Here is a 23,619-nt window from a genome sequence, read left to right on the forward strand (position 1 = left end):
CGGCCGGATGCATTCCCCGATCGGCTCGTCGCCCATGTGGTGAACGGGCCGATCGGGCTTCGTTGGCACCCAACATCATCCGTGGCAATCGAGTTCATTCCGCGAAGCTTTGTCCGCGCAGCGAAGATGCGCCGGATTGATACAGGTCATTTCATAGAAAACACCGAAGCGGTGCCTGGGATGTGCTTACGATCTCTACATTCTGCGCGTCTGTGCGATCGGCCGGGGAGGGTCACCGCACCAGGAACGGGAGGGTTTGCGATGTCCATTTTGACGGTACTTCCGGAGTATCTCTCTTCAGCCGCAACGGATTTGGCCGGGATCGGCTCGGCGCTCGGCTCGGCCGGTTCAGCGGCGGCGTCGGCGACGACGTCGGTGCTGCCTGCGGGCGCCGACGAGATATCAGCAGCTATCGCAACACTTTTCGGTGCGCACGGCCAGGAATTTCAAAGCCTCAGCGCGCAGGCGTCCAAATTCCACGATCAGTTCGTGCAGGCCATTCGATCGGCGGGCGCTGCTTACTCCGGTGCGGAAGCGGCCAATGTGTCACCACTGCAGGCGATCGCCGCGACCGCGTCTCCGATGCGGCAGCTGGAGCAGGCACAGATCGCCTTCAACTCGAATCTGGTGGCCAACGAACTGGCCTTCAATCGCGCGCTGGTGACCAATGAGGTGGCTTTCGAGCGGCAGTTCTTCGGCACTGACAGTGCGTTGAACGGCGCCCTGAATCGAAGTTTCAACGTCGGCAATCTCTTGGTGGGTACCGGCGAGCAGACGTTGAACCTGTTCACCGGCGCCTCGGTGCCGGTGAACTTCACCTCCGGCCTGTTGCTCGGCACCGGGGCCCAATCGTTCAATGGTGGGCAAATCGGTGGCCTGGTCGGAGCTTTCGACCAGAGCCTGATGGTCCCGGCCGATCTGCTGGGACTCGCCGCGGGCAACACGTCACCGACGGCGGCGTCCTTCTCACCGCTGCAGGCCGTGGCGGCGGCCGGCGGTCCCTTCCAAGGATTCGAGCAAACGCAGATCACTTTCAATCAGAACCTGGTGGCCAACGAGTTGGCGTTCAATCATGCGTTGGTGACCAACGAAGTAGCCTGGGAACAGCAGGTTTTCCATACTGACAGCGCGCTCAACGGTCTGCTGAACCGCAGCTTCAATGTCGGCAACCTCCTGGTGGGTTCCGGTGAGCAGGCGGTCAACCTGTTCTTCGGACCGCAGGTGCCGGCGAACTTCACCTCCAGCCTGTTGCTTGGTAGCGGGGCGCAGTCCTTCAATGGCGGTCAAATCGGCGGCCTGCTGGGTGCTTTCGACCAGAGTGTGATGGCTGGTGCGGACCTGGTCGGATTGATAACCGGCGCCTAGCTCGCACGCCAGGCATCAATTCCGTGGTGCCGTAGTTGCTTTCGGCGGTATGACGGTATCGACGATCAGGGCCAGTTCCCGGCGGTTCGGCGGTGTGCCGGTGAGCATGAAGTGCTGATTGATCAGGGCCGGCCCGATCCGCGCGGTCAGCGGGGTGATCATCCCCGGATCGAGGTCACCGGTGTGGACCGCGGCTTTCAGGATCGACTCGACGATTTTCATGCGTGGCACGATTACAGCGTCGACGAAGATAGCCCGCAATTCGGGCTCGTGGATCAGCTGGCTGATGATCTCCATACCGGGAAAGTCGGTTTTGCCCGCCAGCACGTCACGGTGCGCGGTGAACACTGCCAGCAGATTCTCCCGCGGCGACCGTCCGGGGCGCGGCTCGGGCAGCGGTGGCACATTGCGCGTCATGGCGGCTTGCACCAGGTCGTGCTTGCTGGCCCAACGCCGGTACAACGCCGCCTTGCCGGTACGCGCGCGGGCCGCGATGCCTTCCATGGTCAGACCGCCGTATCCGACTGCGGCCAACTCGGCCAACGTGGCGGCAAAGAGTGCCCGTTCGAGTACCTCGCCGCGACGGCGGCTGCGGCTCGCACTCGATGTGGTCTGACTACCCTGCGGCATCCGTCGATAGTAGCCACTGGCGTTCCTATCGTTCACCGGAAGCGTTTTTTCTGGTGCCCTGCCGGCGGCGGTAGGGTTCGTCCATGCCTGAGACGCCGCGGCTGATGTTCGTACATGCACATCCTGACGACGAAAGCCTGGCCAATGGAGCCACTATCGCGCACTACACCGCACGCGGCGCGCAGGTGCATGTGGTCACCTGCACCCTGGGTGAGGAGGGCGAAGTCATCGGTGACCGCTGGGCCCGACTCGCCGCCGATCACGCGGATCAACTGGGTGGTTACCGCATCAGCGAGCTGAGCCGTGCGTTGCACGCCCTCGGCGTCAGCGGTCCCATATACCTCGGCGGGGCCGGGCGTTGGCGTGACTCGGGCATGGCCGGCACCGAGTCGCGGGGGCGGCGCAGGTTCGTCGACGCCGACGAACGGGAGGCGGTGGGAGAGCTCGTCGCACTGATCCGCGAGCTGCGCCCGCACGTCGTGGTGACCTACGACCCGAACGGTGGCTACGGTCACCCGGACCATATTCGCGCGCATGCCGTCACCACCGCCGCGGTGGCTTGTTCCGGTCGTACCGACGACTATCCGGGCGAACCGTGGTCGGTGCCGAAGTTCTACTGGACGGTCCTGGCCAGAAGCGCCATTGCGGCGGGCCTGCGCGCACTGGTCCCCGAGGATTTGCGATCCGAGTGGGCACTGCCGCCGGAGGACGTTCCGTTCACCTTCCGCGACAGTGACATCAACGCCGTCGTCTACGCCGGGGCGGACGCGCACGCTGCGAAGGTCGCCGCACTCGCGGCCCACGCCACGCAAGTCACCGTCGGGGCGACCGGACGGGCCTGCGCCTTGTCGAATAACCTTGCGCTGCCGATCCTTTCGGAGGAGCACTATGTTCTTGTCGCGGGCTCGGCGGGCGAGCGGGATGGACGCGGCTGGGAGACGGATTTGCTTGCCGGTCTGGGCATCACCGATTCGGACAACTAGGCTCTGGTGCAGGACGCCTCGAAAGGTATGAGTAAGGAATTCCCATGGACCCGGACCTGGACCCTAACCTTCAGCACTGGCAGGACCGACTCGACAGCCTGCAATGGGTAATCGGTTCGGTCCTGTCGCAGATCGACAGCGTCCCAACCTGACCGACACCCAGCCGTGCGTCGTCTCGAGTGAGGAGACCGGCGCGACGGATCCCGCCATCCGTTTTGTAGTTCTGGCGCTGCTGACCGTTGACGGTGTGCTGTCCGCGCTGGCCGGGGCGCTGCTGCTGCCGTCGTATATCGACTCCGTCCCCTTCCCGGTGAGCGCGCTGATCAGTGGGTTGGTCAACGGCGCACTGGTGTGGGCCGCAGGCCGGTGGACCACCTCGCCGCGAGTGGCCGCGCTGCCGCTGTGGGCCTGGCTGCTCACGGTAGCGGTGGCAAGCCTGGGCGGTCCCGGCGGCGATATCATCCTCGGCGGACAGGGCGCGATGGCGTATGCGGCACTGTTCTTGATCGTGCTGGGCGTCGCGCCACCGGCGTGGGTGCTGTGGCGGCTCCGGGGCCGTCGCTGAAGCGTGTTACGGCAGCGGCGGCCACGGCGGAAAGAAGCTGCGAATCCAATACCACTCGGTGTAGAGGAAATTGTTGATCGAGTTCGAGGTGGCTGACCAGAGTTCGCTCAAACCCTGGCTGAACGTGATCGTGCCGCTCAACCAGTCCAGCGAGCTGAACAGGGCCTGTTGCACGATCGGTTCGAAGAGGTTGTAGAAGAAGTTGATCTGCGGCGCCAGAATGCCGATGTAGGGCAACCAGCCCGCAAAGTATGACGCGAGAGTGAATCCGTACTGCACCCACGGTTCGACTTGGATGTAGAAGTTTTCGATGGCGTTGGCCCATGACACGGGGATCACCGCTGCCGGTGCCGCCTCGGCTGCCAGCGGACCGAGCAGCGCGCCGGTGGCGGCCAGACCGGTTCCGCCGGTCGGCGCCAGCTTCAGCAGGTTGCCCGGATTCAGGCCCTGGAACGCGCTCTGGATCTGCGTTGCGGCCTTGGCGGCGGAGGCGGCCAGACCGGGTGCCACCGGCCCGATCAGCGGGTGACCGACCAACTGCCGGGCGGGTGCGTTGACCGCATCGGCCAAAGTCCGCGCCGCGTAGCTCTCGGCGTTGGCGTAGGACGCGGCACTCGTGCCCAGGGCCCGCACGAACTTCTCGTGAAAATCCGCAACCTGGGTACTGAGCTGCTGGTAACCCTGTGCGTGGGACGAAAACAGGGCCGCGACCTGGGCCGAAACCTGGTCGGCGGCCGCGGCTACCACGCCGGTGGTGGGCAGCGACGCCGCAGCGTTGGCTGAACTGATCTCCGAGCCGATGCCGGCGATGCTGGAGGCGGCCGTTTGCAGCGCCTCCGGCGCCGCATGCATAAACGACATCTCGCTCACCCCCTACTTGATACCAGGTACGGTTGCATCCGGCCCTTTTTCCCGCGTCATGGACGAACTCAGATCGTATCGCGATGGCCTGCCACGAATTGCTGACTTGGAAAAAAGCGCCCGATCGAGCAAGCTGGTCAGTCGCGTGCGGGCCGCACCTTCCCGCTACTGTTGCGGACGTGGGACCTGGTATTTCCGGCTTCTCACGACGTGGCACTTTCTCAGAGAGTGGGACATGCGGATGAAATCGGTGAGTGGGGAAGTTACACCAACGTGCCAGTAACACCGGGGCCGATGCAGCCGACGGTATTGCCCAATCCCGTCGTGCCACCCAAAGTCAGTAGCTCGGCGTTGCGCCGGGTGCTGCGCCGGGCCCGGGACGGTGTCCCACTGAATATCGACGAGGCTACGATCGCGATGTCGGCACGCGGCGACGATCTGGCCGATCTGTGTGCGAGCGCGGCGCGCGTGCGGGACGCGGGCCTGGTGTCAGCGGGACGCCATGGCGCCACTGGCCGGTTGCCGATCAGTTATTCACGCAAGGTTTTCCTCCCGATCACGCATTTGTGCCGGGACAATTGCCATTACTGCACGTTCGTCACTGTCCCGGGAAAGCTGCGCGCGCGGGGCATGGACATGTACATGGAACCCGACGACATTCTCGATGTTGCGCGCCGCGGCGCCGAACTGGGTTGCAAGGAAGCGCTGTTCACCCTCGGTGACCGTCCCGAGGACCGGTGGCGGGAGGCCCGCAACTGGCTCGACGAGCGCGGCTACGACTCGACCCTGTCGTACGTGCGGGCGATGGCTATCCGGGTACTCGAAGAGACGGGGTTGCTACCGCACCTGAACCCCGGCGTCATGACCTGGTCGGAGATGTCTCGGCTCAAGCCGGTGGCGCCGTCGATGGGCATGATGCTGGAGACCACGTCGCGGCGGCTTTTCGAGACCAAGGGAATGGCCCATTACGGCAGTCCCGACAAAGACCCGACGGTGCGGTTGCGTGCTTTGACCGACGCCGGGCGGTTGTCGATCCCATTTACGACCGGGTTGCTGGTGGGCATCGGCGAGACGGCGGCCGAGCGGGCCGATACGTTGCACGCGATTCGTAAGTCGCACAAGGAGTTCGGCCACATTCAGGAAGTGATCGTGCAGAACTTCCGGGCCAAGGAACATACCGCGATGGCCGGCGTGCCGGATGCCGGAATCGAGGAGTACCTGGCGACGGTGGCGGTGGCCCGGCTGGTGCTTGGACCCGGCATGCGCATCCAGGCGCCGCCGAACCTGGTGTCCCGCGACGACTGCCTGGCACTGGTAGCCGCGGGCGTCGACGACTGGGGGGGTGTCTCGCCGCTCACGCCCGATCACGTCAACCCCGAACGGCCGTGGCCGGCATTGGATGACCTGGCCGCCGTCACCGCCGAGGCGGGTTATGACTTGGTGCAGCGGCTGACCGCGCAACCCAAGTATGTGCAGGCAGGTGCGGCGTGGATCGACCCGCGGGTGCGCGGACACGTTGTGGCGCTTGCCGATCCGGCGACCGGGTTTGCCCGGGACGTCAACCCGGTGGGCATGCCCTGGCAGGAGCCCGACGAGGTGGCGTCTTCGGGTCGGGTGGACCTTGGCGCGGCAATCGACACCGAAGGACGCAACACCGAGGCCCGCAGTGACCTCGACAGTGCCTTCGGCGACTGGGATTCCATCCGCACGCGGGCACACGAGCTGGTGGCCCGGGCGCCCGAACGCATCGCCACCGATGTGCTCGCCGCGTTGCGGTCGGCGGAACGCCAACCCGGCGGCTGCTCCGACGACGAATACCTCGCGTTGGCTACGGCTGACGGTCCGGCGTTGAAAGCCGTTGTCGCGCTTGCTGATTCGTTGCGGCGCGAGGCTGTCGGCGACGACGTGACCTATGTGGTGAACCGCAACATCAACTTCACCAATATCTGTTACACGGGCTGCCGGTTCTGTGCGTTCGCGCAGCGGAAGGGGGACGCCGACGCGTACTCGCTGTCGGCGCAGGAAGTGGCCGATCGCGCCTGGGAGGCGCATGTGGCCGGGGCCACCGAGATCTGTATGCAAGGCGGCATCGATCCGGAGCTGCCGGTGACCGGCTACGCCGATCTGGTGCGGGCGGTCAAGGACCGGGTGCCGTCGATGCACGTGCACGCCTTTTCCCCGATGGAGATCGCCAACGGCGTGACCAAGAGCGCGTTGAGCATTCGCGAGTGGCTTACCGGGCTGCGCGAGGCGGGCCTGGACACCATTCCGGGCACCGCCGCCGAAATCCTCGACGACGAGGTCCGATGGGTGCTCACCAAGGGCAAGTTGCCGACCTCACTGTGGGTCGAAATCGTGACTACCGCGCACGAGGTGGGCCTGCGGTCGTCGTCGACGATGATGTACGGCCACGTCGACAACCCGAGGCACTGGGTCGGTCATCTCAACGTGTTGCGCGGCATCCAGGATCGCACCGGCGGGTTCACCGAATTCGTGCCGCTGCCCTTCGTGCACCACAATTCGCCGCTGTATCTGGCGGGTGCCGCGCGGCCCGGGCCGACACACCGCGATAACCGCGCGGTGCACGCCCTGGCGCGGATCATGCTGCACGGGCGTATCTCGCACATTCAGACCAGCTGGGTGAAGCTCGGCGTGCGGCGCACCCAGGTGATGCTCAACGGCGGTGCCAACGACTTGGGCGGCACGCTGATGGAGGAAACGATCTCCCGGATGGCCGGTAGCGAACACGGATCGGCGAAGTCAGCCGCCGAACTGGCCGCGATCGCGGAAGGCATCGGCCGGCCCGCGCGTCAGCGGACGACCACGTACGCAAACGCCGGCTGCGTGATCAGCTCGTAAGAAGCCGCAAGCGCAACGCCCAACGCAGCTCCTGGGGAGCCGCGCCGCGACGTTGCGCTCGCTGGATCAGACTCAGTAGCTGTTGCAGACGCCGGCGACCGTCTCAACGACGCCGATGTACTGCGAAGCACCAGGCATGGCCTGGATCTGTGCAGCCATCTGCGCGCGCTGCGGCGGCGGCGAAGCCAGGAACCGCTGCAGGTAGCTCAGGGCGATCGGCGACGAGGTCAGCTGCGCGGCCGCACCCGGGTTGGTCGCGTTCAGAGCAGCAAGCACCTGAGGGTAGCTGCAAGTCGTGTTGACGACGCCGTCCAGCGGATCTGCCGAGGCGACTCCGGCTCCCAGACCCAACGACATTGCGATGGCGCCGGCAGCGGCACCCATTCCGATAAACGACAGCCTCATTGTGTGGACACCTTCCCCAACTATTGCACCGTCAACGTCAACGGCGACGACATTGCCCAGCGGTTGCCGTCTGCGGTCAAGGCTACCAGGCCCCCTGGACTTACTCCTACCGAAATTGTTATCGCACGGCGCTGTGCAGGTGTAACTATGCCCAGGTCAGGGGATCGGTAATCATGGTTTCGCGGTGAGCGAAATCAGGGTCCGGGCACCTGTCAGAGCCGGGCCGCGAGCTCGGTGCCCTGCCTGATGGCCCGGTTGGCATCCAGCTCGGCGGCCCGCGCCGAGCCGCCGATCAGGTACGCACGCCGATCCATCGGAGTTCACGCTCGAGATCGCGCACCGACTCCTGGCCGGCGCACGACACCACCGGAGCCGAAGCTGATGTGCGGGCCGTCATCGTCGATGCGCTCATAGTTCACCCCGGACAACTGCTGGACCCCCTTGGCTTGAGCGACGCCCGGTGCACCCACCCGCTGGTCGTGCCCAGCCGACTGCCCTGCGTACCGCTGGTGCGGTGCAACAGATGCATTCGGCGGACCGGCGCCGTGGGTCCCGGAGTGGTCAGGGCGCCGGGTGCGGCGTGCGGGTCGAGCACTCCTCATTCGGCTCGCCGGTCCTTCACACTCAGCGTCAGGGATTGGTCGGTGACCAACGCGGGGGTCGGCGCCCACTCGGCGAACCTCAGATGCGCCCGGCGGCACCGTGCGACGGGTTCATGGCGGCCAGGTGACCGACGGGCGTGCCAATTGGGGGAGTTGTATGTGCGACGTTTAGTATCAGTAACCGAGCGCTCACCCTCGAAGCCCCTGGGGTGACGCGGCCCAGCCCGTTCTGGAGGACATGTTGAGGAGACGTCCGTGACGTACACGATTGCCGAGCCCTGCATCGACATCAAAGACAAGGCGTGCATCGAAGAGTGCCCGGTCGACTGTATCTACGAGGGCGCCCGGATGCTCTACATCCATCCCGACGAGTGCGTCGACTGTGGGGCGTGTGAACCCGTCTGTCCTGTCGAGGCGATCTACTACGAAGACGACGTGCCCGAGCAGTGGAGCCAGTACACCCAGATCAACGCCGACTTCTTCGTCGAGTTGGGCTCGCCCGGTGGCGCGGCGAAGGTCGGCATGACCGAGAACGACCCGCAAGTGATCAAGGACATGCCGCCGCAGGGCGAGGACGACTGAGCGCGCGACAACAGCGCCGGGTGTCGGCGTCGCTGCCGGAGTTTCCGTGGGACACTCTGGCCGCGGCGAAGGCCACTGCCGCGGCCCATCCGGACGGCATCGTCGACCTGTCCGTGGGCACCCCGGTGGACCCGGTCGCACCGCTGGTCCGTGCGGCTTTGGCGGCGGCCAGCCCCGAGCCGGGCTATCCCGCCACCGCGGGAACGGCCCGGTTGCGGGAGTCCGTGGTGGCGGCATTGACCCGCCGCTTCGGCGTCACCGGCGTGGCGGAGTCCGCGGTGCTGCCCGTCATCGGCACCAAGGAACTGATCGCATGGTTGCCGAGCCTGCTCGGACTGGGCGCCGCCGACCTGGTCGTGGTACCCGAACTGGCATATCCGACTTATGACGTCGGGGCCCGGCTGGCCAGGGTGCAGGTGGTGCGGGCGGATTCGCTGACCCAGCTCGGGCCGCAATCCCCGGCGCTGATCTACCTGAATTCGCCCAGCAACCCCACGGGCCGGGTGCTGGGCCTCGACCACCTGCGCAAGGTGGTGGGGTGGGCCCGGGAGCGGGGCGTTCTGGTGGCCTCCGACGAGTGCTACCTGGGACTGGCCTGGGACACCGAGCCCCTATCGGTGCTGCATCCCGCGGTGTGCGACGGTGACCACACCGGCTTGCTGGCGGTGCACTCGTTGTCGAAGAGTTCGTCGCTGGCCGGCTACCGGGCCGGCTTCGTCGCCGGGGACAGCGACGTGGTCGCCGAGCTGCTTGCGGTGCGCAAGCATGCCGGCATGATCGTGCCGACGCCGGTGCAGGCCGCGATGGTGGCGGCCCTGGACGACGACGAGCACGAGAAAGTCCAGCGGGAACGCTACGCGCGTCGACGTGCGGCCCTGTTGCCGGCGGTGCGCGCCGCGGGCTTTGCGGTGGACCATTCGGAGGCCGGTCTCTATCTCTGGGCCAGCCGTGGCCAGGGATGTCGGGAGACGGTGGCCTGGCTCGCCGAGCGCGGCATTCTGGCCGCACCCGGTGATTTCTACGGCCCGGCCGGCGCGCAACACGTCCGCATCGCGCTGACCGCCACCGACGAACGCATCGCCGCCGCGGTCGCGCGCCTGGGCTAGCCTTACCCCTTACCGCGAGCAGTCGCAAAATCGCATAAATTCCGGGGAATTTGTGCGATTTTGCGACTGCTCGGCGCAGGAACTGCGGCAGGGGGTGTGGTCTTGGCCAGTCCGGCGGGCAAGTCGGTGAGCAGGTTGCGGATCCCGCTGACCGTCGGCGACGTGCTCAAGCGGGTGTTTCTGGGCAAGCCGCTGATCACCGAGCAGCTGGCCGGTGAGCGGTTGTCAAACCCGGTGGCGCTGGGTGCGCTGTCGCCGGACGCGATCTCCTCGACCGCCTACGGCCCGGAACAGATCCTGATCGAGTTGCTGCCGAACGCCGGATTGGCGGCGTTCGCTCTGCTGCTACCCGTCACCGGCGTCATCCTGCTGATCCTCATGTTGGTTGCGGCCTCCTACCGGCAGGTGGTGATGGCCTACACCCGGGCCGGTGGCTCCTACATCGTGGCGCGGGACAACTTCGGGCCCCGAGTCGCGCAGATCGCGGCCGCGGCGCTGTTGATCGACTACGTGGTGACGGTGGCGGTGCAGTCGGCGGCGGGGACGGTCGCGGTGGTGTCGGCGCTGCCCGTCCTGGGACCCTTCAGTCTGGAGATCACGGTCGGTGTGGTCATCCTGATCTGCTATCTGAATCTGCGCGGAATGCGGGAAGCGGGAACGCCGTTCGCGGCCGCAACCTATTTTTTCATCGTCATGGTCGTCAGCACCATCGTGGTCGGCGTTGTCCGGCACCTGTTCTGGGGACTGCCGGTCTACGACGCCGGGCACCTGCCCGGGACGGTACCGGTGCACCAGGGCGACGGGCTGGTGATGGGTGCGACGATCCTGGTGTTGCTGCGTGCCTTCGCCAACGGCGGTTCGTCACTGACGGGTGTGGAGGCCATTTCCAACACCGTTGACCTGTTCCGAAAGCCGCAGGGCCGCAACGCGCGCCTGGTGCTCACCGTGATGGCAAGCATTCTGGGGTTCCTGCTGGCCGGTGTCGCCTACCTGGCCTACGCCACGCACGCCACGCCGTATCTGACCGAATATCCGTCGGTGTTGTCTCAAATCGGTCGTGCCGTCTTCGGCCACGGCGTCATCGGGAACGTTTTCTTCTTCCTCGTGCAGGCGTCGACCGCGGCGATCCTGTTCACCGGAGCCAACACCAGCTTCAACGGCTTTCCGGCACTGGCCAGCTTCGTCGCCGAGGATCGTTTCCTGCCAAGACAATTGATGAAGCGAGGACATCGACTGGTGTTCTCCAACGGGATCATCGCCCTGACCGCGCTGTCGGTGGTGCTGTTGGTGACGACCGGAGGTTCGGTCAACGCGCTGGTCCCGTTCTATGCGATCGGCGTGTTCACCGGGTTCTCCATGGCCGGCTACGGGATGACCAAACATCATCTGACACATCGGGAACCGGGCTGGCGGCACCGGCTGGCGATCAACCTCTCGGCGGGCATCCTGTCGACGATCGTGGTGGGGATCTTCGCGGTGGCCAAGTTCACCGAAGGCGCCTGGCTGGTGGTCGTCGTCTTCCCGCTACTGGTGTTGATGCTGATCCGGCTCAACCGTGAATACCGGGCTGAGGCAGCCATTCTCGAAATGTTCCGCACCGATCGTCCGGAAATGGTGAAGTACGCCCGCCATCGCGTGTACATCTTCGTGAATTCGGTCGACCTCGCGGTGATCGAAGGATTGCGCTACGGCAAAGGTTTACGGGCCGACGAGTTGATCGCCGTGCACTTCATGGTCGACGCGGCCCACGCGGCGCACCTCCGAAAGCGTTGGGATGAATTCGGTCTCGAGACTCGACTGCGCATCGTGGACTGCCCGGACCGGCGGATCAACCGCGCCGCCCAGATCCTGGTGGCCAAGACGAGCAAGGAACATCCCGACACCAACGTGACGGTGCTGCTGCCGCGCCGGACCTACGCGCCGCTACTGGGGCGTCTGCTGCACGACCGCACCGCCGACAAGATCGCCCGCGCCGTCAGCCTCATCCCCGATGCGGCGGCGACGATCGTGCCCTATGACGTGGAGTCCCGGATCAAGGAGGCCTACCCGGACCGATTCGAGCAGCGCCTCGCGCGCAGGCTCGACAAAATCGAAGCGTGGGTTTCTCAGGGCGAGGACCGCACTGTCGAGCTCTACGAACACCCGGAGCGGCCGGACTCGGTGATCACGGTCGCCGGACTGATCCCGGGCCAGCGCGCCACGATCGAAGGCCGGGTCCGCGAGGTCGAGGACATCAGCGAACGTCGGCGCACGGTGCGGCGGATCGTGATCGGAGACGACACCGGCGACCTCGCCATCACGCTCCGTCCCGGCCACGGCGGATCCGACATCCAGCCCGGACAGGTGCTGCGGATCACGGGCAAAGCCCGTCAGACCGGACACCGGCCCATCACGATGGTCGACCCCCGCTATCAGGTGTTGCAGCAGCCGCAGGAGATCCACGACGCTGGAGGTTCCGGTGAGGCCGGGGAGACTGGTTGAGAGGCCCCCGAGCCGGGCATTTACGTTGATCGGAGGTCCATGTGGAAGGAGCGACGGCGGTGAAGCGGATAGCGGCGATATCCGTGTCTGCGGCCGGGGTGTTGTTCGCCGTCAACGGCTACCGACCGGTCAGCAAGCGCTGAGCGCCGGGCCGGGGTGGTGTTGGTGTGCCCGTTGGCGTTGTGCGGCATGTCGTTTCCGCCGTGCTTGCCCGGATGTATACGAGTGCGGGCTGATGCTTCCTCACGTATTCTTCCTGAATCGTGAAAAGAGCTGGTAATCAACATATTCCGCAGTAGCCGGCTGTGTTCCCAGACGAGTATGAATGTTTGTTTCCACCAACACAATTGGCGATCCTGAACTCGTTCTAGAATCTAATTCAATTGGTGCACTGATGTTTTAGTTACGACACGCCGAAGATTTCTGCCGAATCCTCGCGGGCGGGACGATAAGCTTGACTCTCGTGTTCGAACAATTGGGGGATTTCACGCAACAATCGTAAACTCAAGGGAGTAAGCGTAAATGAAGAGCCGCCTGACTTCGATCATGGGCACTGCGGCGCTCATGCCGGTACTTTCGATTTTCTTGCCGATGCCTGCGGCGAGTGCACATGGGTACGTCTCGTCGGCACCCAGCCGCCAGGCCCAGTGTGCACTGGGTGTAGTTCAGTGTGGCGCCATCCGGTATGAGCCGCAGAGCGTAGAGGGGCCCAAGGGGCTTCGTAGCTGTAACGGCGGCCTCCCTCAATTCGCCGAACTCAACGACGACAGCAAACCGTGGCGTGCCACCCCGGTCGGGAGCACCGCCACTTTCACCTGGACGAACACCGCACTCCACCGGACGGCCGGCTGGGAATACTACATCGGCAACACCAAGGTCGCGTCCTTTGACGGCAACAACGCGCCAGCGACCGCAACCGTCACACACTCGGTCAACCTGAGCGGGTTCAGCGGTCGCCAGAAGCTGCTGGCCATCTGGAACATCGGCGATACGCCGAACACGTTCTACTCCTGTGTCGACCTACAGATCGGCGGTAGCCAACCGTCGACCACCAGCTCTCCGCCGGCGACAACCACTGCGCCGCCGGGGACCACCACCCCGCCACCAGGCACCACTGCGCCGTCCGGCGCGGCCAAAGCGTGGTCCGTCGGCGGCAAGTACGCGGTGGGCGATACTGTCAGCTACAACGGAAAAACGTACCAATGCCTGCAGGCGCACACCGTCTTCGACCCGACCTGGACCCCGCCCAATACACCGGCGCTCTGGAAGGAACTCTGATCGCCGCAGCACGCAAAAGCGTGCTCAGCGGGGAGGGCGCGGGCTGACTTCCTCAAGCAGGCTGATCACCTGCGCGACGAGTTCGTCGATGTCGGCGTTGGTGGTATCCAGGACGAGGTCGGGGTTCTCCGGCGGCTCGTAGGGCGCGTCGACTCCGGTCAGGCCCTTGAGTTCGCCGCTGCGAGCGCGCGCGTAAAGCCCCTTGGGGTCCCGTTTTTCGCATTCGGACAGCGAGGTGGCGACGTGCACTTCCAGGAACGGCAGTTTGGCGGCTTCGCTGAGGGCGCGGGCGGTTTCGCGGTCGGACTTGAGCGGCGACACGAGGGAGGCCAGCGCCACCACTCCCGCGTCGGCCAGTAGTCGCGTCAAATGTCCTACCCGCCTGATGTTTTCGGTGCGGTCACCGGGGGAGAAGCCGAGGTCGTCGGACAGGCCGTGGCGCAGGTTGTCACCGTCGAGCAGGTAGGCCACGCGACCTGATTCGACGAGTGCGCGTTCCACCGCCACCGCGACCGTTGACTTGCCGGATGCCGGCAGGCCGGTGAACCAGATCGTCGCGCCCGGTTGCCCGGTAGCGGTCCAGCGGTGTTTGCGGTCCAGGGCCGATGGGTGCCAACGGATGTCGGTGCGCTGGTGGGTGCCCGGCTTCACCTCTCGCGCCTCGACGATGGTGCCGGCGCCGACGGTGTCGTTGGTAGTCTCGTCGATCAGGATGAAGGCGCCGCTATCCCGGTTCTCGTCGTAGGGGTCGGCGATGACGACCGAGCTGGTCCGCAGCGTCACCGTGCCGATATCGTTGAGCACCAACTCAACCGGACCGTCGAGCTCGTCGAGGGTCTCCGGGTCCAGCCGCGAGTGCAACTCCTGCACGGTTGCCCGCACGCTCTTGGTGGTCTGCTTGAGGGCCAGCCGGTCACCGGCCCGCAGCGGGGAATCGACGAACCAGCACACGACGGCGTCGAGCTCACGCGCCAGCACCGGCGCTACCGCGTCGTCGGCACCGCTGATGAACACGTCGCCCCGACCCACGTCGATGTCATCGGCGAGCTCGATCGAAACCGACAGCGGGGCAACCGCCGTCGCTCGTTCCTCGTCGAGGGTGTCCAACGCGGTCACCGTGGACCGGGTGCCGGCGGGCAGCGAGATCACCGGATCGCCGACGCTCAGCGTCCCCGCCGCGAGCCGGCCGGTGTAGCGGCGACGCACCTGCGCGGTGGGCCGTGACACCCATTGCACGGGCAGCCGCAACCAGGAAGCCTGGGCCTGCGGGGCGACCAGTTCCACGTTCTCCAGATATTCCAGCAGGGTGGGCCCGCTGTACCACGGCGTGTGATCGGAACGGTGCACGACGTTGTCGCCGAGCTTGGCGGCCAGCGGAATCACCGTCAGGTCGACGTCTCCGAGCCGCGCCGCGACGTGGCCCAGTTCCTCCTCGACTTTGGCGAAGCCGCCCTGATCGAAGTCGATGAGGTCGATCTTGTTCACCGCGGCGACGAAGTGCTTGATGCCCAACAACTTTGCGATCCGCGCGTGTCTGCGGGTCTGACGCAGCACACCGGCGCGCGCATCGACCAGCAGGATCGCCACGTGCGCATTGGAGGCGCCGGTGAACATGTTGCGGGTGTAGCGCTCGTGACCGGGGGTGTCGGCCAGGATGTAGCTGCGCTTCTCGGTGGAGAAGAAACGATAGGCGACGTCGATGGTGATGCCCTGTTCGCGCTCGGCGCGCAGCCCGTCGGACAGGGCCGCGAGGTCGGCGATGCCCTCCTCGTCGGTGACCGCCTCCAAGTGGTCCAGCGGCAGGCTGTCGGTGTCGTGCAGCAACCTGCCGATCAGGGTGCTCTTGCCGTCGTCCACCGATCCTGCCGTGGCGATGCGCAGCAACTGCCGGGTCAAGCCCTTGCCGGACAACACTTTTCCGGCCTCTTCGGTGGTGGTCATCTTCTGCTCTTTTCGCCTGTCATCAGAAGTACCCCTCTCGCTTGCGGTCTTCCATGGCCGCGGCCGACGTGCGGTCGTCGGCGCGGGTCTCACCGCGCTCGGACACCGTGGCCGCCGAGATCTCGCTGATGACCCGGGTGATGTCGGTCGCCTTCGAACGCACCGCCCCGGTGATGGTCAGGTCGCCGACGGTGCGGTAACGCACCCACTCCACGGCGGCGCTTTCACCGTCGACCGGGCCGGCGTACTCCGACACCGCCAGCAGGATGCCGTCGCGCTCGAAGACCTCACGCTCGTGGGCGTAGTAAATCGACGGTATCTCGAGTTTTTCCAGCTCGATATAACGCCAGACGTCGATCTCGGTCCAGTTGCTCAACGGGAACACCCGGACCTGCTCGCCCTTCTTGATCCGGCCGTTGTAGAGGGTCCAGGGCTCCGGGCGTTGGGCCCGGGGATCCCACTGCCCGAACTCGTCGCGGAAGCTCAGGATCCGTTCCTTGGCGCGGGCGCGTTCTTCATCGCGGCGGGCGCCGCCGAATGCCGCGTCGAAGCCGCCCTCTTCGAGTGCGTCGAGCAGCGTGCGGGTTTGGGCGCGGTTACGCGAAGCGCTCGGCCCGGGGTCGGGGACGCGCCCCCTGTCGATGGACTCCTGAACCGATGCCACGATCAGTTTGTGCCCCTGGCCGGTCACCCGGCGGTCGCGGAACTCGATGACCTCGGGAAAATTGTGCCCGGTGTCGACGTGCATGACCGGGAAGGGCAGCGGCAGTGGACGGAAAGCCTTCTCCGCCAGGCGAAGAAGAACAATCGAGTCTTTGCCGGCGGAGAACAGCAGGACCGGACGCTCCAGCTCGGCGACCACCTCGCGGATGATGTGCACCGCCTCGGCTTCGAGCAGGCGCAGTTCGTCGACGTGGGTGGTGTCAGTGAGCGTCACGTTGGTAGCCCTTCTCTTTCGGCGTCCGCCCGGTAGCGGTCCACCCACTCGTCCGAACGCTGATCAGCCTGCCGTTGCAGCACCGGCTCGGGTGCCAATCGCCGATCCAGGCCCAGTTCTTCGAGGATGTTGCCGACCACATCAGTCAGATTGCGCCACAACACCGGATAGGAGATCTCGATCGGTTTGACGTTCTCCTCGGCGAACCAGTTCTGCCAGCCCTCCTCCTGCGCTTGCAGCATTCGCACCACGTGAGCAATCGCCCCGGCGTGATAGGTGGCACGTGCGTCGCGCACCGGATCAGGCCGGCCCCGCCAAACCCGGGTCTGCACGGCCCGCCAGAACGACACGGCCTGCGACACCACATCGGGACGGTGAATGTGGATGAGCAGTGGATCCTCACCGACCACGTCGCGGATCGCCGCCAGCAAGCCATCACCCGATCGCTCGTTGAGACCGGCAACCCGGTCCAGCAGCAGCGGCGTCTGGTTCCACATCAGCTTGCCGCCCCATACTCCGTTGGGGGTCTTGCCGACCGTGCGGATGTAATCGCGCCATATCTCGGCCGGTGCGAGGTCCGGCTTCCCCGCGTCCAGGGGATCGAGCAAGCTGAGGATCGACTCGTCCTCGACGTCGGCGAACCATTCGCGTGGCTGCGGGGACTGGCTCGTGGTAGGCAGGTACTGGAAGAATTCCTGAGGCTCCCCGGCCACGCCGGTCGCACGTAGCGATTCGACCAGGAGCGTGCTGCCGCTGCGCTGGGATGCCAGCACCAGATACGACGACGGGTGATCGGCCACCAACGAAGCCTAACCGCACGGAATTGCAGTGCAACACAGGGATTTACCCTCACGCTGAAGATAACTCTTGTGCCGGGCGCATCTCGGTCGGCCAGTCGCCAGTGCGTTCGAATCTCATCTCGACATCGCAAGAGCCGGCGCAGGCCTTGTTGACAACCATATCGTGCCCGTGACCGTTCATCGCGGTCAACGGATCCCCGGTTGTCTGCGGTAGGGGCGGCGCGCTCGTCCGCCGGTGGAGGCGAGGACTGTGGAGCGCGCTGGTCAGCGACCGCGGTCGGGTGCGGGCTGTGCGTCGATGCTGAGGGGTCGGAGAGTTCGCGTCGGGTGTGCAGATGCTCCTGCGCGCGGGCGGCCAGCGCGGGCCAGGCCAGGTCCTTGGTGGCCGCGTACCGCTCCGCGGGATTCTTGGCCATCCACGGTGACGAGCCCGGCGTCGCGATCGAAGAGGTTTTGCCGGCGGCGCGGGCGATGCCGAAGTCGAGCAGATGGGTGAAGGCGGGCTCGGCCATGGGTTGATCCGGTGCGCGGCGTTCAGCGCAGCGGCCACCTGGTCGATGCTGCGAATCGCGCGGGCTGGCTCCGGTGGGCCATCGGCCAGGATGGTTTGCAGGTCACGGCCCGGAACGAGCCGGATAACGCTTCGGGTGCGACCACCCGCTCGGTGACCGTGTCGAATGCCCGCCACACCTCGCCCATGCCGCCGCATTCGAGCAACGCGATGAGGCGACAGCCGAAATCCGCGCGGCTTCACTGCACGGGAATGGAACCCTGTGGGGCGGAACATAATTCGTGACTGACGGTCGCGTGCTGAGAACTGTAGTTATCCTCGTCGCGATCGTGGCGGTTCATCGACCCGAAGATGATCGCAGCCACCAGTAATGCGAAGGTCAGCGTGCTGATCACGATTCCGGCAATCGCCAGACCGCGGCCCCCTTCCCCCGTTCGTTTGATCTGGCGCAACCCGACTATCCCGAAAACGAAGCCGAGAATGTTTCCGATGCCGCAGGTGAGAAAGCCGGCAATCGAGGCCACCAGCGAGGCGATGGCCAGCGCATTGGTCCTTGGCGCGGAGTAGATCGGCGGGGGATAGCCGTATGCGCCGTAACCGCCCGCCATCGGGGGTGGATATTGCGGTGGAGGCGGAAAGTTCGGCGGTTGTTCCGTCACTGGGACCTCCACACGGTTGGCAACCGGTGGCTACCAGTTGAACGCATCAAACTCTACTCCGCGTCTTCCTATCGGGACACCTTTGCGGCCGCGGGCGCCACCGATCGCTCGGCAGCGCGTAGGCCGAGCGAAAAGAGCAGTCGCACATCAGGATCCGCCAGCGACGTTGACACCAGTTTTTCGATGCGCCGCACCCGGTAGCGGACGGTGTTGGGGTGCACCTGCAGTAGATTCGCGGCGGTGGCGATGTCGCCGAAGCAGTCGAGATAGACCCGCAGGGTCTGCGTCAACACCGGATCGCGGGCATGCAATTCGCGCACCCGAGGGTCGATCAGCCGCTCGTCGCCGCCCACCATGGTCACAATCTCGTCCAGCAATACCGTGGTGCGCGCCTCCGCCAGCGACGTCACCTGTCCGAACGAGACCGGGTGGCGTTCGGCACTGTCCAGCACCCGGTCCACTTCGGCGCGTGCCGCCGCGACGGAGGCCAGACCGTTGACCGGCGCAGCGATGGCCGCCCGCAACTCGACATTCAACTCTGTCCGCAGCGCGCTGATCGTGCCCCGCACCCAGGAGCCGACGGGCCGGACCGTCGAAATCTGCGGCAGCAGCGCGTATATGCGCGACCCGTTCGACGCGACTTGGGCGTCGCGACGGAAAGCGCTGGCGCTCAACGCTATTACCTCTGCCAGCCGGGAGTGACGCTCGGCACCCGCGATCGTGTCCCAGCCGATCACGGCGCCAGTCCCGTCGATGGGCAAGCCGAGATCGCGGGCGATAGTGGATGCATCGCCCGGTGGCTCGCCTTGGTGCAGACCCAGCAGCTGTTGCACCGACCGGACGTGCGCCGACGGTCGAGCCGCCAGGCGGGCCATGATCCTGGCTGCCAGCACCGCGGCGCCCTGCAACATCTCATCGGCGTCCTCCGCGAGCGGTTGCGAGCCCTGCTGAACCCAGATGGTGCCCGCGAACGTCGGCGCCCGCGTGTGGTGGATGCCGATCGCCAGCCGCGGCCGGAGTCCGAGTTCGGGGCGTTCGTCGACGCGTATCACCTCAGCGCCGGAGCGCAATGCGTCGAAGATGCCCCACTGGCCGATCCACTGCAGATGCTCGGGTGGCCCCGCGCGGCCCAGGATGGACAGCCGTCGCAGTTCGTCGGCTTCGTCATTAGAGGCTGAATAGGCCAGCACGTGTGACTGCGCGTCTTCGATGCTGACCATGCCATGGATCCGGTCGGCCAGTGACTGCGCCAAGCCGAACAGATCGGTGCCCGAATCCTCGTGCGGGTCCGCACGGTCGCCGTGGTGCTCCAACACGTGGTTGACCAGCTGGTAGACCCGCTCCCAGCGAGCCCGCGGTTCGACGGCAACCACCGCCGAACCGGCCCGTACCGCCTTGATCACCAGCTCGTCCGACGGTTCCTTGACGAACACCGCCACCGGGACGTTGACCTGCCCGCCGATCCAGCGCGCCGCTTCCTCGTCAGTGACCCCGACGAAGAAGAACACATCGGCCGCACCAGCCGCCCGCGCCAGGCCCAGGCGCACATCGTCGGGGTCGACCAGCGCGGCTGTGGCCACCGGCAGATCCAGGCCGCGGGGTGCGTGCACCAGGCAGACCATGGTGGCGTCCAGCGCGAGTAGCAATTGACCGAGTCCGACACCCGCCATGTTGTCGGATTCTACTGGCGAAGTGAATTGATGTTGTCCGATCCGCCAATCACCTGGGGAGTTGCGGCGGGGATCCTGGCGGAATGGACGCGATAACGCAGGTACCGATGCCGGCCAACGAGCCGGTCCACGATTACGCCCCGAAATCCCCCGAACGCCGGCGACTGCGCACCCAATTGACTGCGCTTGCCGAGCAGCCGATCGACCTGCCACACGTCATCGCGGGCAGACACCGCATGGGTGACGGTGAGCCGCTCGACGTCGTACAGCCGCACCGACACGCCGCCACGTTGGGAACTTTGACGAACGCCGACCACACCGACGCATCGGCGGCCGTCGAGGCGGCCTGCGCCGCCAAGGCTTCGTGGGCCGCGACGCCGTTCGACGAACGCGCCGCGGTGTTCCTGCGGGCCGCTGACCTGCTGGCCGGACCGTGGCGGGAGAAGATCGCGGCCGCCACCATGCTGGGCCAATCGAAGTCGGTGTACCAGGCCGAGATCGACGCGCCCTGCGAACAGATCGACTTCTGGCGGTTCAATGTCGCGTTCGCCCGGCAGATCCTGGCGCAGCAGCCGATCAGCGGGCCGGGCGAATGGAACCGCAGTGACTATCGCCCATTGGACGGCTTCGTCTACGCCATCACTCCGTTCAACTTCACATCGATCGCCGCCAATCTGCCGACCGCGCCGGCGCTGATGGGCAACACTGTGGTGTGGAAGCCGTCGATCACCCAGACGCTGTCGGCCTACCTGACCATGCAACTGCTGGAGGCGGCCGGTCTGCCGCCCGGAGTCATCAATCTGCTCACCGGCGATGGTCTGGCGGTCTCCGATGTGGCGCTGCGTGATCCGCGGTTGGCCGGCATCCACTTCACCGGTTCGACCGCGACGTTTCAGCATCTGTGGCAACAGGTAGGCGCGAATATTGGCGGCTACCAGAGCTATCCGCGCCTGGTAGGGGAGACCGGCGGAAAGGACTTCGTGCTTGCTCACGCTTCAGCACGCCCGGATGTGTTGAGTACGGCCTTGATTCGAGGCGCTTTCGACTATCAGGGTCAGAAGTGCTCGGCGGCATCCCGGGCGTTCATCGCGCATTCGGTGTGGCAGCGGATGGGCGACGATTTCCTGGGCGCCGTAGGTGCGTTGCGCTACGGCGACATCACCGACCTGTCCAACTTCGGCGGCGCCCTGATCGACCGGCGAGCGTTCACCAAGAACGTCGACGCCATCGAGCGGGCCAAGGGTGCCGCCGGTGTGACCGTCGCAGTGGGCGGTGAATACGACGACAGCGAGGGCTATTTCGTGCGACCTACGGTGCTGCTGTCCGACGACCCGACCGATGAGGCGTTCGGCACCGAATACTTCGGTCCGCTGCTGGCGGTGCACGTGTATCCCGATGACCAGTACGACCGGATTCTGGATGTGATCGACAGCGGCACACGCTATGCGTTGACCGGAGCCGTGGTCGCCGACGACCGTCAGGCCGTATTGCGCGCGCAGCATCGCCTGCGGTTCGCCGCGGGCAATTTTTACGTCAACGACAAGCCGACCGGAGCCGTGGTGGGTCGTCAGCCGTTCGGTGGTTCGCGGGGATCCGGCACCAACGACAAAGCCGGCTCACCGCTGAACCTGTTGCGCTGGACGTCGGTACGCACCCTCAAGGAGACGTTCGTCCCGGCGACCGATTACACCTACCCCCACATGGCGGTCGAGTGATGACGGGGGTGTTCGCACACACGTTGCGTCCGGCGATGCTGGCGGCCAGCCGCGCCGATCGGTTGCGGCACGTCGCGGAGCGCTCGGCGCTGACGCGCCGGGTGGTGCGCAGGTTCGTGCCGGGGGACACCCTGGACGGGGTGCTGAATGTGGTCGGCGCGTTGCGGGCTTCCGGCCGCTACGTCAGCATCGACTACCTGGGTGAGAACGTGGCGGACGCCGACGACGCGGCGGCCACCGTGCACGCGTACCTGGACCTGCTCGGCGCGCTGGCACGCCGTGACGATTGCGTTGTCGACGGGGTGCGACCGCTGGAGGTGTCGGTCAAGCTGTCGGCACTCGGGCAGGCGCTGGATCGTGACGGCGACAAGATCGCACTGGACAACGCCCGCACGATCTGCGAGCGCGCCGAGGCGATAGGCGCCTGGGTCACGGTGGATGCCGAGGACCACACCACCACCGATTCGACGCTGTCGATATCCGGGGACGTGCGGGTCGATTTTCCCTGGCTTGGAACGGTATTGCAGGCGTACCTGCGTCGCACACTGGGTGACTGCGCTGAGCTGGCCGCCGCCGGGGCGCGGGTCAGGCTGTGCAAAGGCGCCTACGATGAGCCCGCTTCCGTGGCCTACCGGGACGCCGCCGACGTCACCGATTCATATCTGCGCTGTCTGCGGGTGCTGATGGCCGGTCGCGGGTATCCGATGGTGGCTTCGCACGATCCGCAGATCATCGACGTGGTGTCTGAAATGGGTTGTGAACCGGACCGTTTCGAATACCAGATGTTGTACGGGATCCGTGACGACGAGCAGCGACGGCTGGCTGCGGCGGGCAACCGGGTCCGGGTGTACGTGCCGTTCGGCAGGCAGTGGTACGGCTACTTCATGCGGCGCTTGGCCGAGCGGCCGGCGAATCTGGGGTTCTTCCTGCGGGCGCTGGCGCAACGGGGCCATTGAGTGTGCGGCTACGGCGCGTGAAACCGTGATCTGGCGACAGTGGCCGCACACTGAAAGCGGTATTCGCACAGTCGATGTGGTCAAGCCGGTTCACCGCGTCCGCGGCGCGCCGCGGACCGGTCGATCACCGGTGAAGCCACGCACCGCGAAAGCACTGACGAATTCGGCCACCACGCCGGGATCGTGCATGTCCCGCACCGGCGATGCCGTGCTGAACAACGAGAACAGGATGCGCGCGAACCACTCTCCGGCCGCCTCGACATCAAGGTCTTTGCGTACCTCGCCGGTGAGCTTGGCGGCCGACAAGTAGGGCGCGAAGAAGTCGATGCACTCGCGCAACAGCAGCGCGGCGTCCTTGGTGAGCAGCAGGCTGATCGCGTCTTCGTCAAAGTACTCCTCGGCGGCGATGGCCTGCCGTGCCTGGGTGACGAATACCGCCGCGTTGGCCAGCTTTTCCTCCAGGTAACCCCCGCGGGCCATGGCGCGCGACATCTCGCGGTAGAACTGCTCGGAGGCGTGCTCGGCGCAGGCTTCCAGGATCGCGCCCTTGTCGCGGAAGTATTCATAGATCGTGCTGCGGGAGACGTTGGCCTCCCTGGCGATGTCGACGATCGTCGTCTTCAGCAAGCCGTGTTTACGGAAACAGGTATACGCGGAGTCGAGGATGAGCTCGCGTGTGTCGGTGGACGCGCTGACCTGAACCACGGCCATGC

20 protein-coding genes and 1 pseudogene are annotated in these 23,619 nt (G+C 65.8%); 11 read left to right on the forward strand and 10 right to left on the reverse strand.

Translation table 11 applies throughout. From position 1 onward, the window contains the following. Window positions 1-261: 261 nt before the first annotated feature. Window positions 262-1,365, forward strand: coding sequence for a PE family protein (locus ACX9NE_RS03470; RefSeq protein WP_459359791.1), 1,104 nt, complete (start codon window positions 262-264; stop codon window positions 1,363-1,365). 15 nt (window positions 1,366-1,380) lie between these two features. Here ACX9NE_RS03470 and ACX9NE_RS03475 read toward each other — a convergent pair whose 3' ends face one another. Continuing rightward, window positions 1,381-1,995 carry a TetR/AcrR family transcriptional regulator gene (locus tag ACX9NE_RS03475; RefSeq protein WP_459359790.1) on the reverse strand — a complete coding sequence of 205 codons (615 nt, stop codon included), beginning with the start codon at window positions 1,993-1,995 and terminating at the stop codon, window positions 1,381-1,383. A gap of 83 nt (window positions 1,996-2,078) precedes the next feature. On the opposite strand from ACX9NE_RS03475, the gene mshB reads away from it, so the two are divergent. Both mshB and ACX9NE_RS03485 read left to right on the forward strand, forming a co-directional pair. Continuing rightward, window positions 2,079-2,978 (forward strand): N-acetyl-1-D-myo-inositol-2-amino-2-deoxy-alpha-D-glucopyranoside deacetylase, encoded by a 900-nt coding sequence (gene mshB / locus ACX9NE_RS03480; protein WP_459359789.1) that lies wholly within the window; start codon window positions 2,079-2,081, stop codon window positions 2,976-2,978. Window positions 2,979-3,081: 103 nt separating this feature from the next. Beyond that, window positions 3,082-3,543, forward strand: coding sequence for a hypothetical protein (locus ACX9NE_RS03485; protein WP_459359788.1), 462 nt, complete (start codon window positions 3,082-3,084; stop codon window positions 3,541-3,543). A 6-nt stretch (window positions 3,544-3,549) separates the two neighbouring features. On the opposite strand, the gene ACX9NE_RS03490 is transcribed toward ACX9NE_RS03485, so the two are convergent. Further along, window positions 3,550-4,404, reverse strand: coding sequence for a PE family protein (locus ACX9NE_RS03490; RefSeq protein WP_459359787.1), 855 nt, complete (start codon window positions 4,402-4,404; stop codon window positions 3,550-3,552). 294 nt (window positions 4,405-4,698) lie between these two features. Here ACX9NE_RS03490 and ACX9NE_RS03495 point away from each other — a divergent pair, with 294 nt between their 5' ends. Further along, complete coding sequence (locus tag ACX9NE_RS03495; protein ID WP_459359786.1) at window positions 4,699-7,263, forward strand: bifunctional FO biosynthesis protein CofGH; 2,565 nt, start codon at window positions 4,699-4,701, stop codon at window positions 7,261-7,263. A gap of 72 nt (window positions 7,264-7,335) precedes the next feature. Here ACX9NE_RS03495 and ACX9NE_RS03500 read toward each other — a convergent pair whose 3' ends face one another. Next, window positions 7,336-7,668, reverse strand: a complete 333-nt coding sequence (locus ACX9NE_RS03500; protein ID WP_459359785.1) for a hemophore-related protein — start codon at window positions 7,666-7,668, stop codon at window positions 7,336-7,338. Window positions 7,669-7,880: 212 nt separating this feature from the next. Continuing rightward, window positions 7,881-8,329: pseudogene (locus tag ACX9NE_RS03505) on the reverse strand (NADPH-dependent 2,4-dienoyl-CoA reductase); the annotation flags it as partial. A 196-nt stretch (window positions 8,330-8,525) separates the two neighbouring features. Between ACX9NE_RS03505 and fdxA the strand changes: the two are divergent. The 4 genes from fdxA (at window position 8,526) to ACX9NE_RS03525 (ending at window position 13,717) form a co-directional block, all read left to right on the forward strand. Further along, a complete protein-coding gene (gene fdxA, locus ACX9NE_RS03510) occupies window positions 8,526-8,852 on the forward strand; it encodes a ferredoxin (protein ID WP_459359784.1) in 327 nt (108 codons plus the stop codon). Between the two features lie 20 nt (window positions 8,853-8,872). Continuing rightward, the gene (gene dapC, locus ACX9NE_RS03515; protein WP_459359783.1) at window positions 8,873-9,958 is read left to right on the forward strand and encodes a succinyldiaminopimelate transaminase; all 1,086 of its coding nucleotides are present in this window, start codon (window positions 8,873-8,875) and stop codon (window positions 9,956-9,958) included. 102 nt (window positions 9,959-10,060) lie between these two features. Continuing rightward, a complete protein-coding gene (locus ACX9NE_RS03520; protein ID WP_459359782.1) occupies window positions 10,061-12,439 on the forward strand; it encodes an APC family permease in 2,379 nt (792 codons plus the stop codon). Window positions 12,440-12,961: 522 nt separating this feature from the next. Then, complete coding sequence (locus ACX9NE_RS03525; RefSeq protein ID WP_459359781.1) at window positions 12,962-13,717, forward strand: lytic polysaccharide monooxygenase; 756 nt, start codon at window positions 12,962-12,964, stop codon at window positions 13,715-13,717. Window positions 13,718-13,741: 24 nt separating this feature from the next. On the opposite strand, the gene cysC is transcribed toward ACX9NE_RS03525, so the two are convergent. The 3 genes from cysC to stf0 are packed head-to-tail and all read right to left on the reverse strand — an operon-like array spanning window position 13,742 to window position 17,395. After that, entirely contained in the window at window positions 13,742-15,658 is a 1,917-nt protein-coding gene (gene cysC, locus ACX9NE_RS03530) for an adenylyl-sulfate kinase (RefSeq protein ID WP_459359780.1), read from the reverse strand. A gap of 22 nt (window positions 15,659-15,680) precedes the next feature. Next, window positions 15,681-16,595, reverse strand: a complete 915-nt coding sequence (gene cysD, locus ACX9NE_RS03535) for a sulfate adenylyltransferase subunit CysD (protein WP_459359779.1) — start codon at window positions 16,593-16,595, stop codon at window positions 15,681-15,683. Further along, complete coding sequence (gene stf0, locus ACX9NE_RS03540; protein WP_459359778.1) at window positions 16,592-17,395, reverse strand: trehalose 2-sulfotransferase; 804 nt, start codon at window positions 17,393-17,395, stop codon at window positions 16,592-16,594. Before stf0 ends, cysD begins: the two co-directional genes overlap by 4 nt. Before the next feature lie 381 nt (window positions 17,396-17,776). Between stf0 and ACX9NE_RS03545 the strand changes: the two genes are divergently transcribed. Next, entirely contained in the window at window positions 17,777-17,914 is a 138-nt protein-coding gene (locus ACX9NE_RS03545) for a hypothetical protein (RefSeq protein WP_459359777.1), read from the forward strand. Window positions 17,915-18,145: 231 nt separating this feature from the next. Here the strand turns inward: ACX9NE_RS03545 and ACX9NE_RS03550 are convergent, their stop codons facing one another. Together ACX9NE_RS03550 and ACX9NE_RS03555 are read right to left on the reverse strand one after the other, a co-directional pair. Next, window positions 18,146-18,565, reverse strand: a complete 420-nt coding sequence (locus tag ACX9NE_RS03550; protein WP_459359776.1) for a DUF4190 domain-containing protein — start codon at window positions 18,563-18,565, stop codon at window positions 18,146-18,148. 68 nt (window positions 18,566-18,633) lie between these two features. Next, window positions 18,634-20,235, reverse strand: a complete 1,602-nt coding sequence (locus ACX9NE_RS03555) for a PucR family transcriptional regulator (protein WP_459359775.1) — start codon at window positions 20,233-20,235, stop codon at window positions 18,634-18,636. An 83-nt stretch (window positions 20,236-20,318) separates the two neighbouring features. Here ACX9NE_RS03555 and pruA point away from each other — a divergent pair, with 83 nt between their 5' ends. Beyond that, complete coding sequence (pruA, locus tag ACX9NE_RS03560) at window positions 20,319-21,950, forward strand: L-glutamate gamma-semialdehyde dehydrogenase (RefSeq protein WP_459359774.1); 1,632 nt, start codon at window positions 20,319-20,321, stop codon at window positions 21,948-21,950. Next, window positions 21,950-22,906 (forward strand): proline dehydrogenase family protein, encoded by a 957-nt coding sequence (locus ACX9NE_RS03565; RefSeq protein WP_459359773.1) that lies wholly within the window; start codon window positions 21,950-21,952, stop codon window positions 22,904-22,906. The genes pruA and ACX9NE_RS03565 overlap by 1 nt, the downstream gene beginning before the upstream one ends. Before the next feature lie 90 nt (window positions 22,907-22,996). Here ACX9NE_RS03565 and ACX9NE_RS03570 read toward each other — a convergent pair whose 3' ends face one another. Beyond that, a complete protein-coding gene (locus ACX9NE_RS03570; RefSeq protein WP_459359772.1) occupies window positions 22,997-23,617 on the reverse strand; it encodes a TetR/AcrR family transcriptional regulator in 621 nt (206 codons plus the stop codon). Window positions 23,618-23,619: the final 2 nt, after the last annotated feature.

The organism is Mycobacterium sp. ML4 (assembly GCF_054515735.1).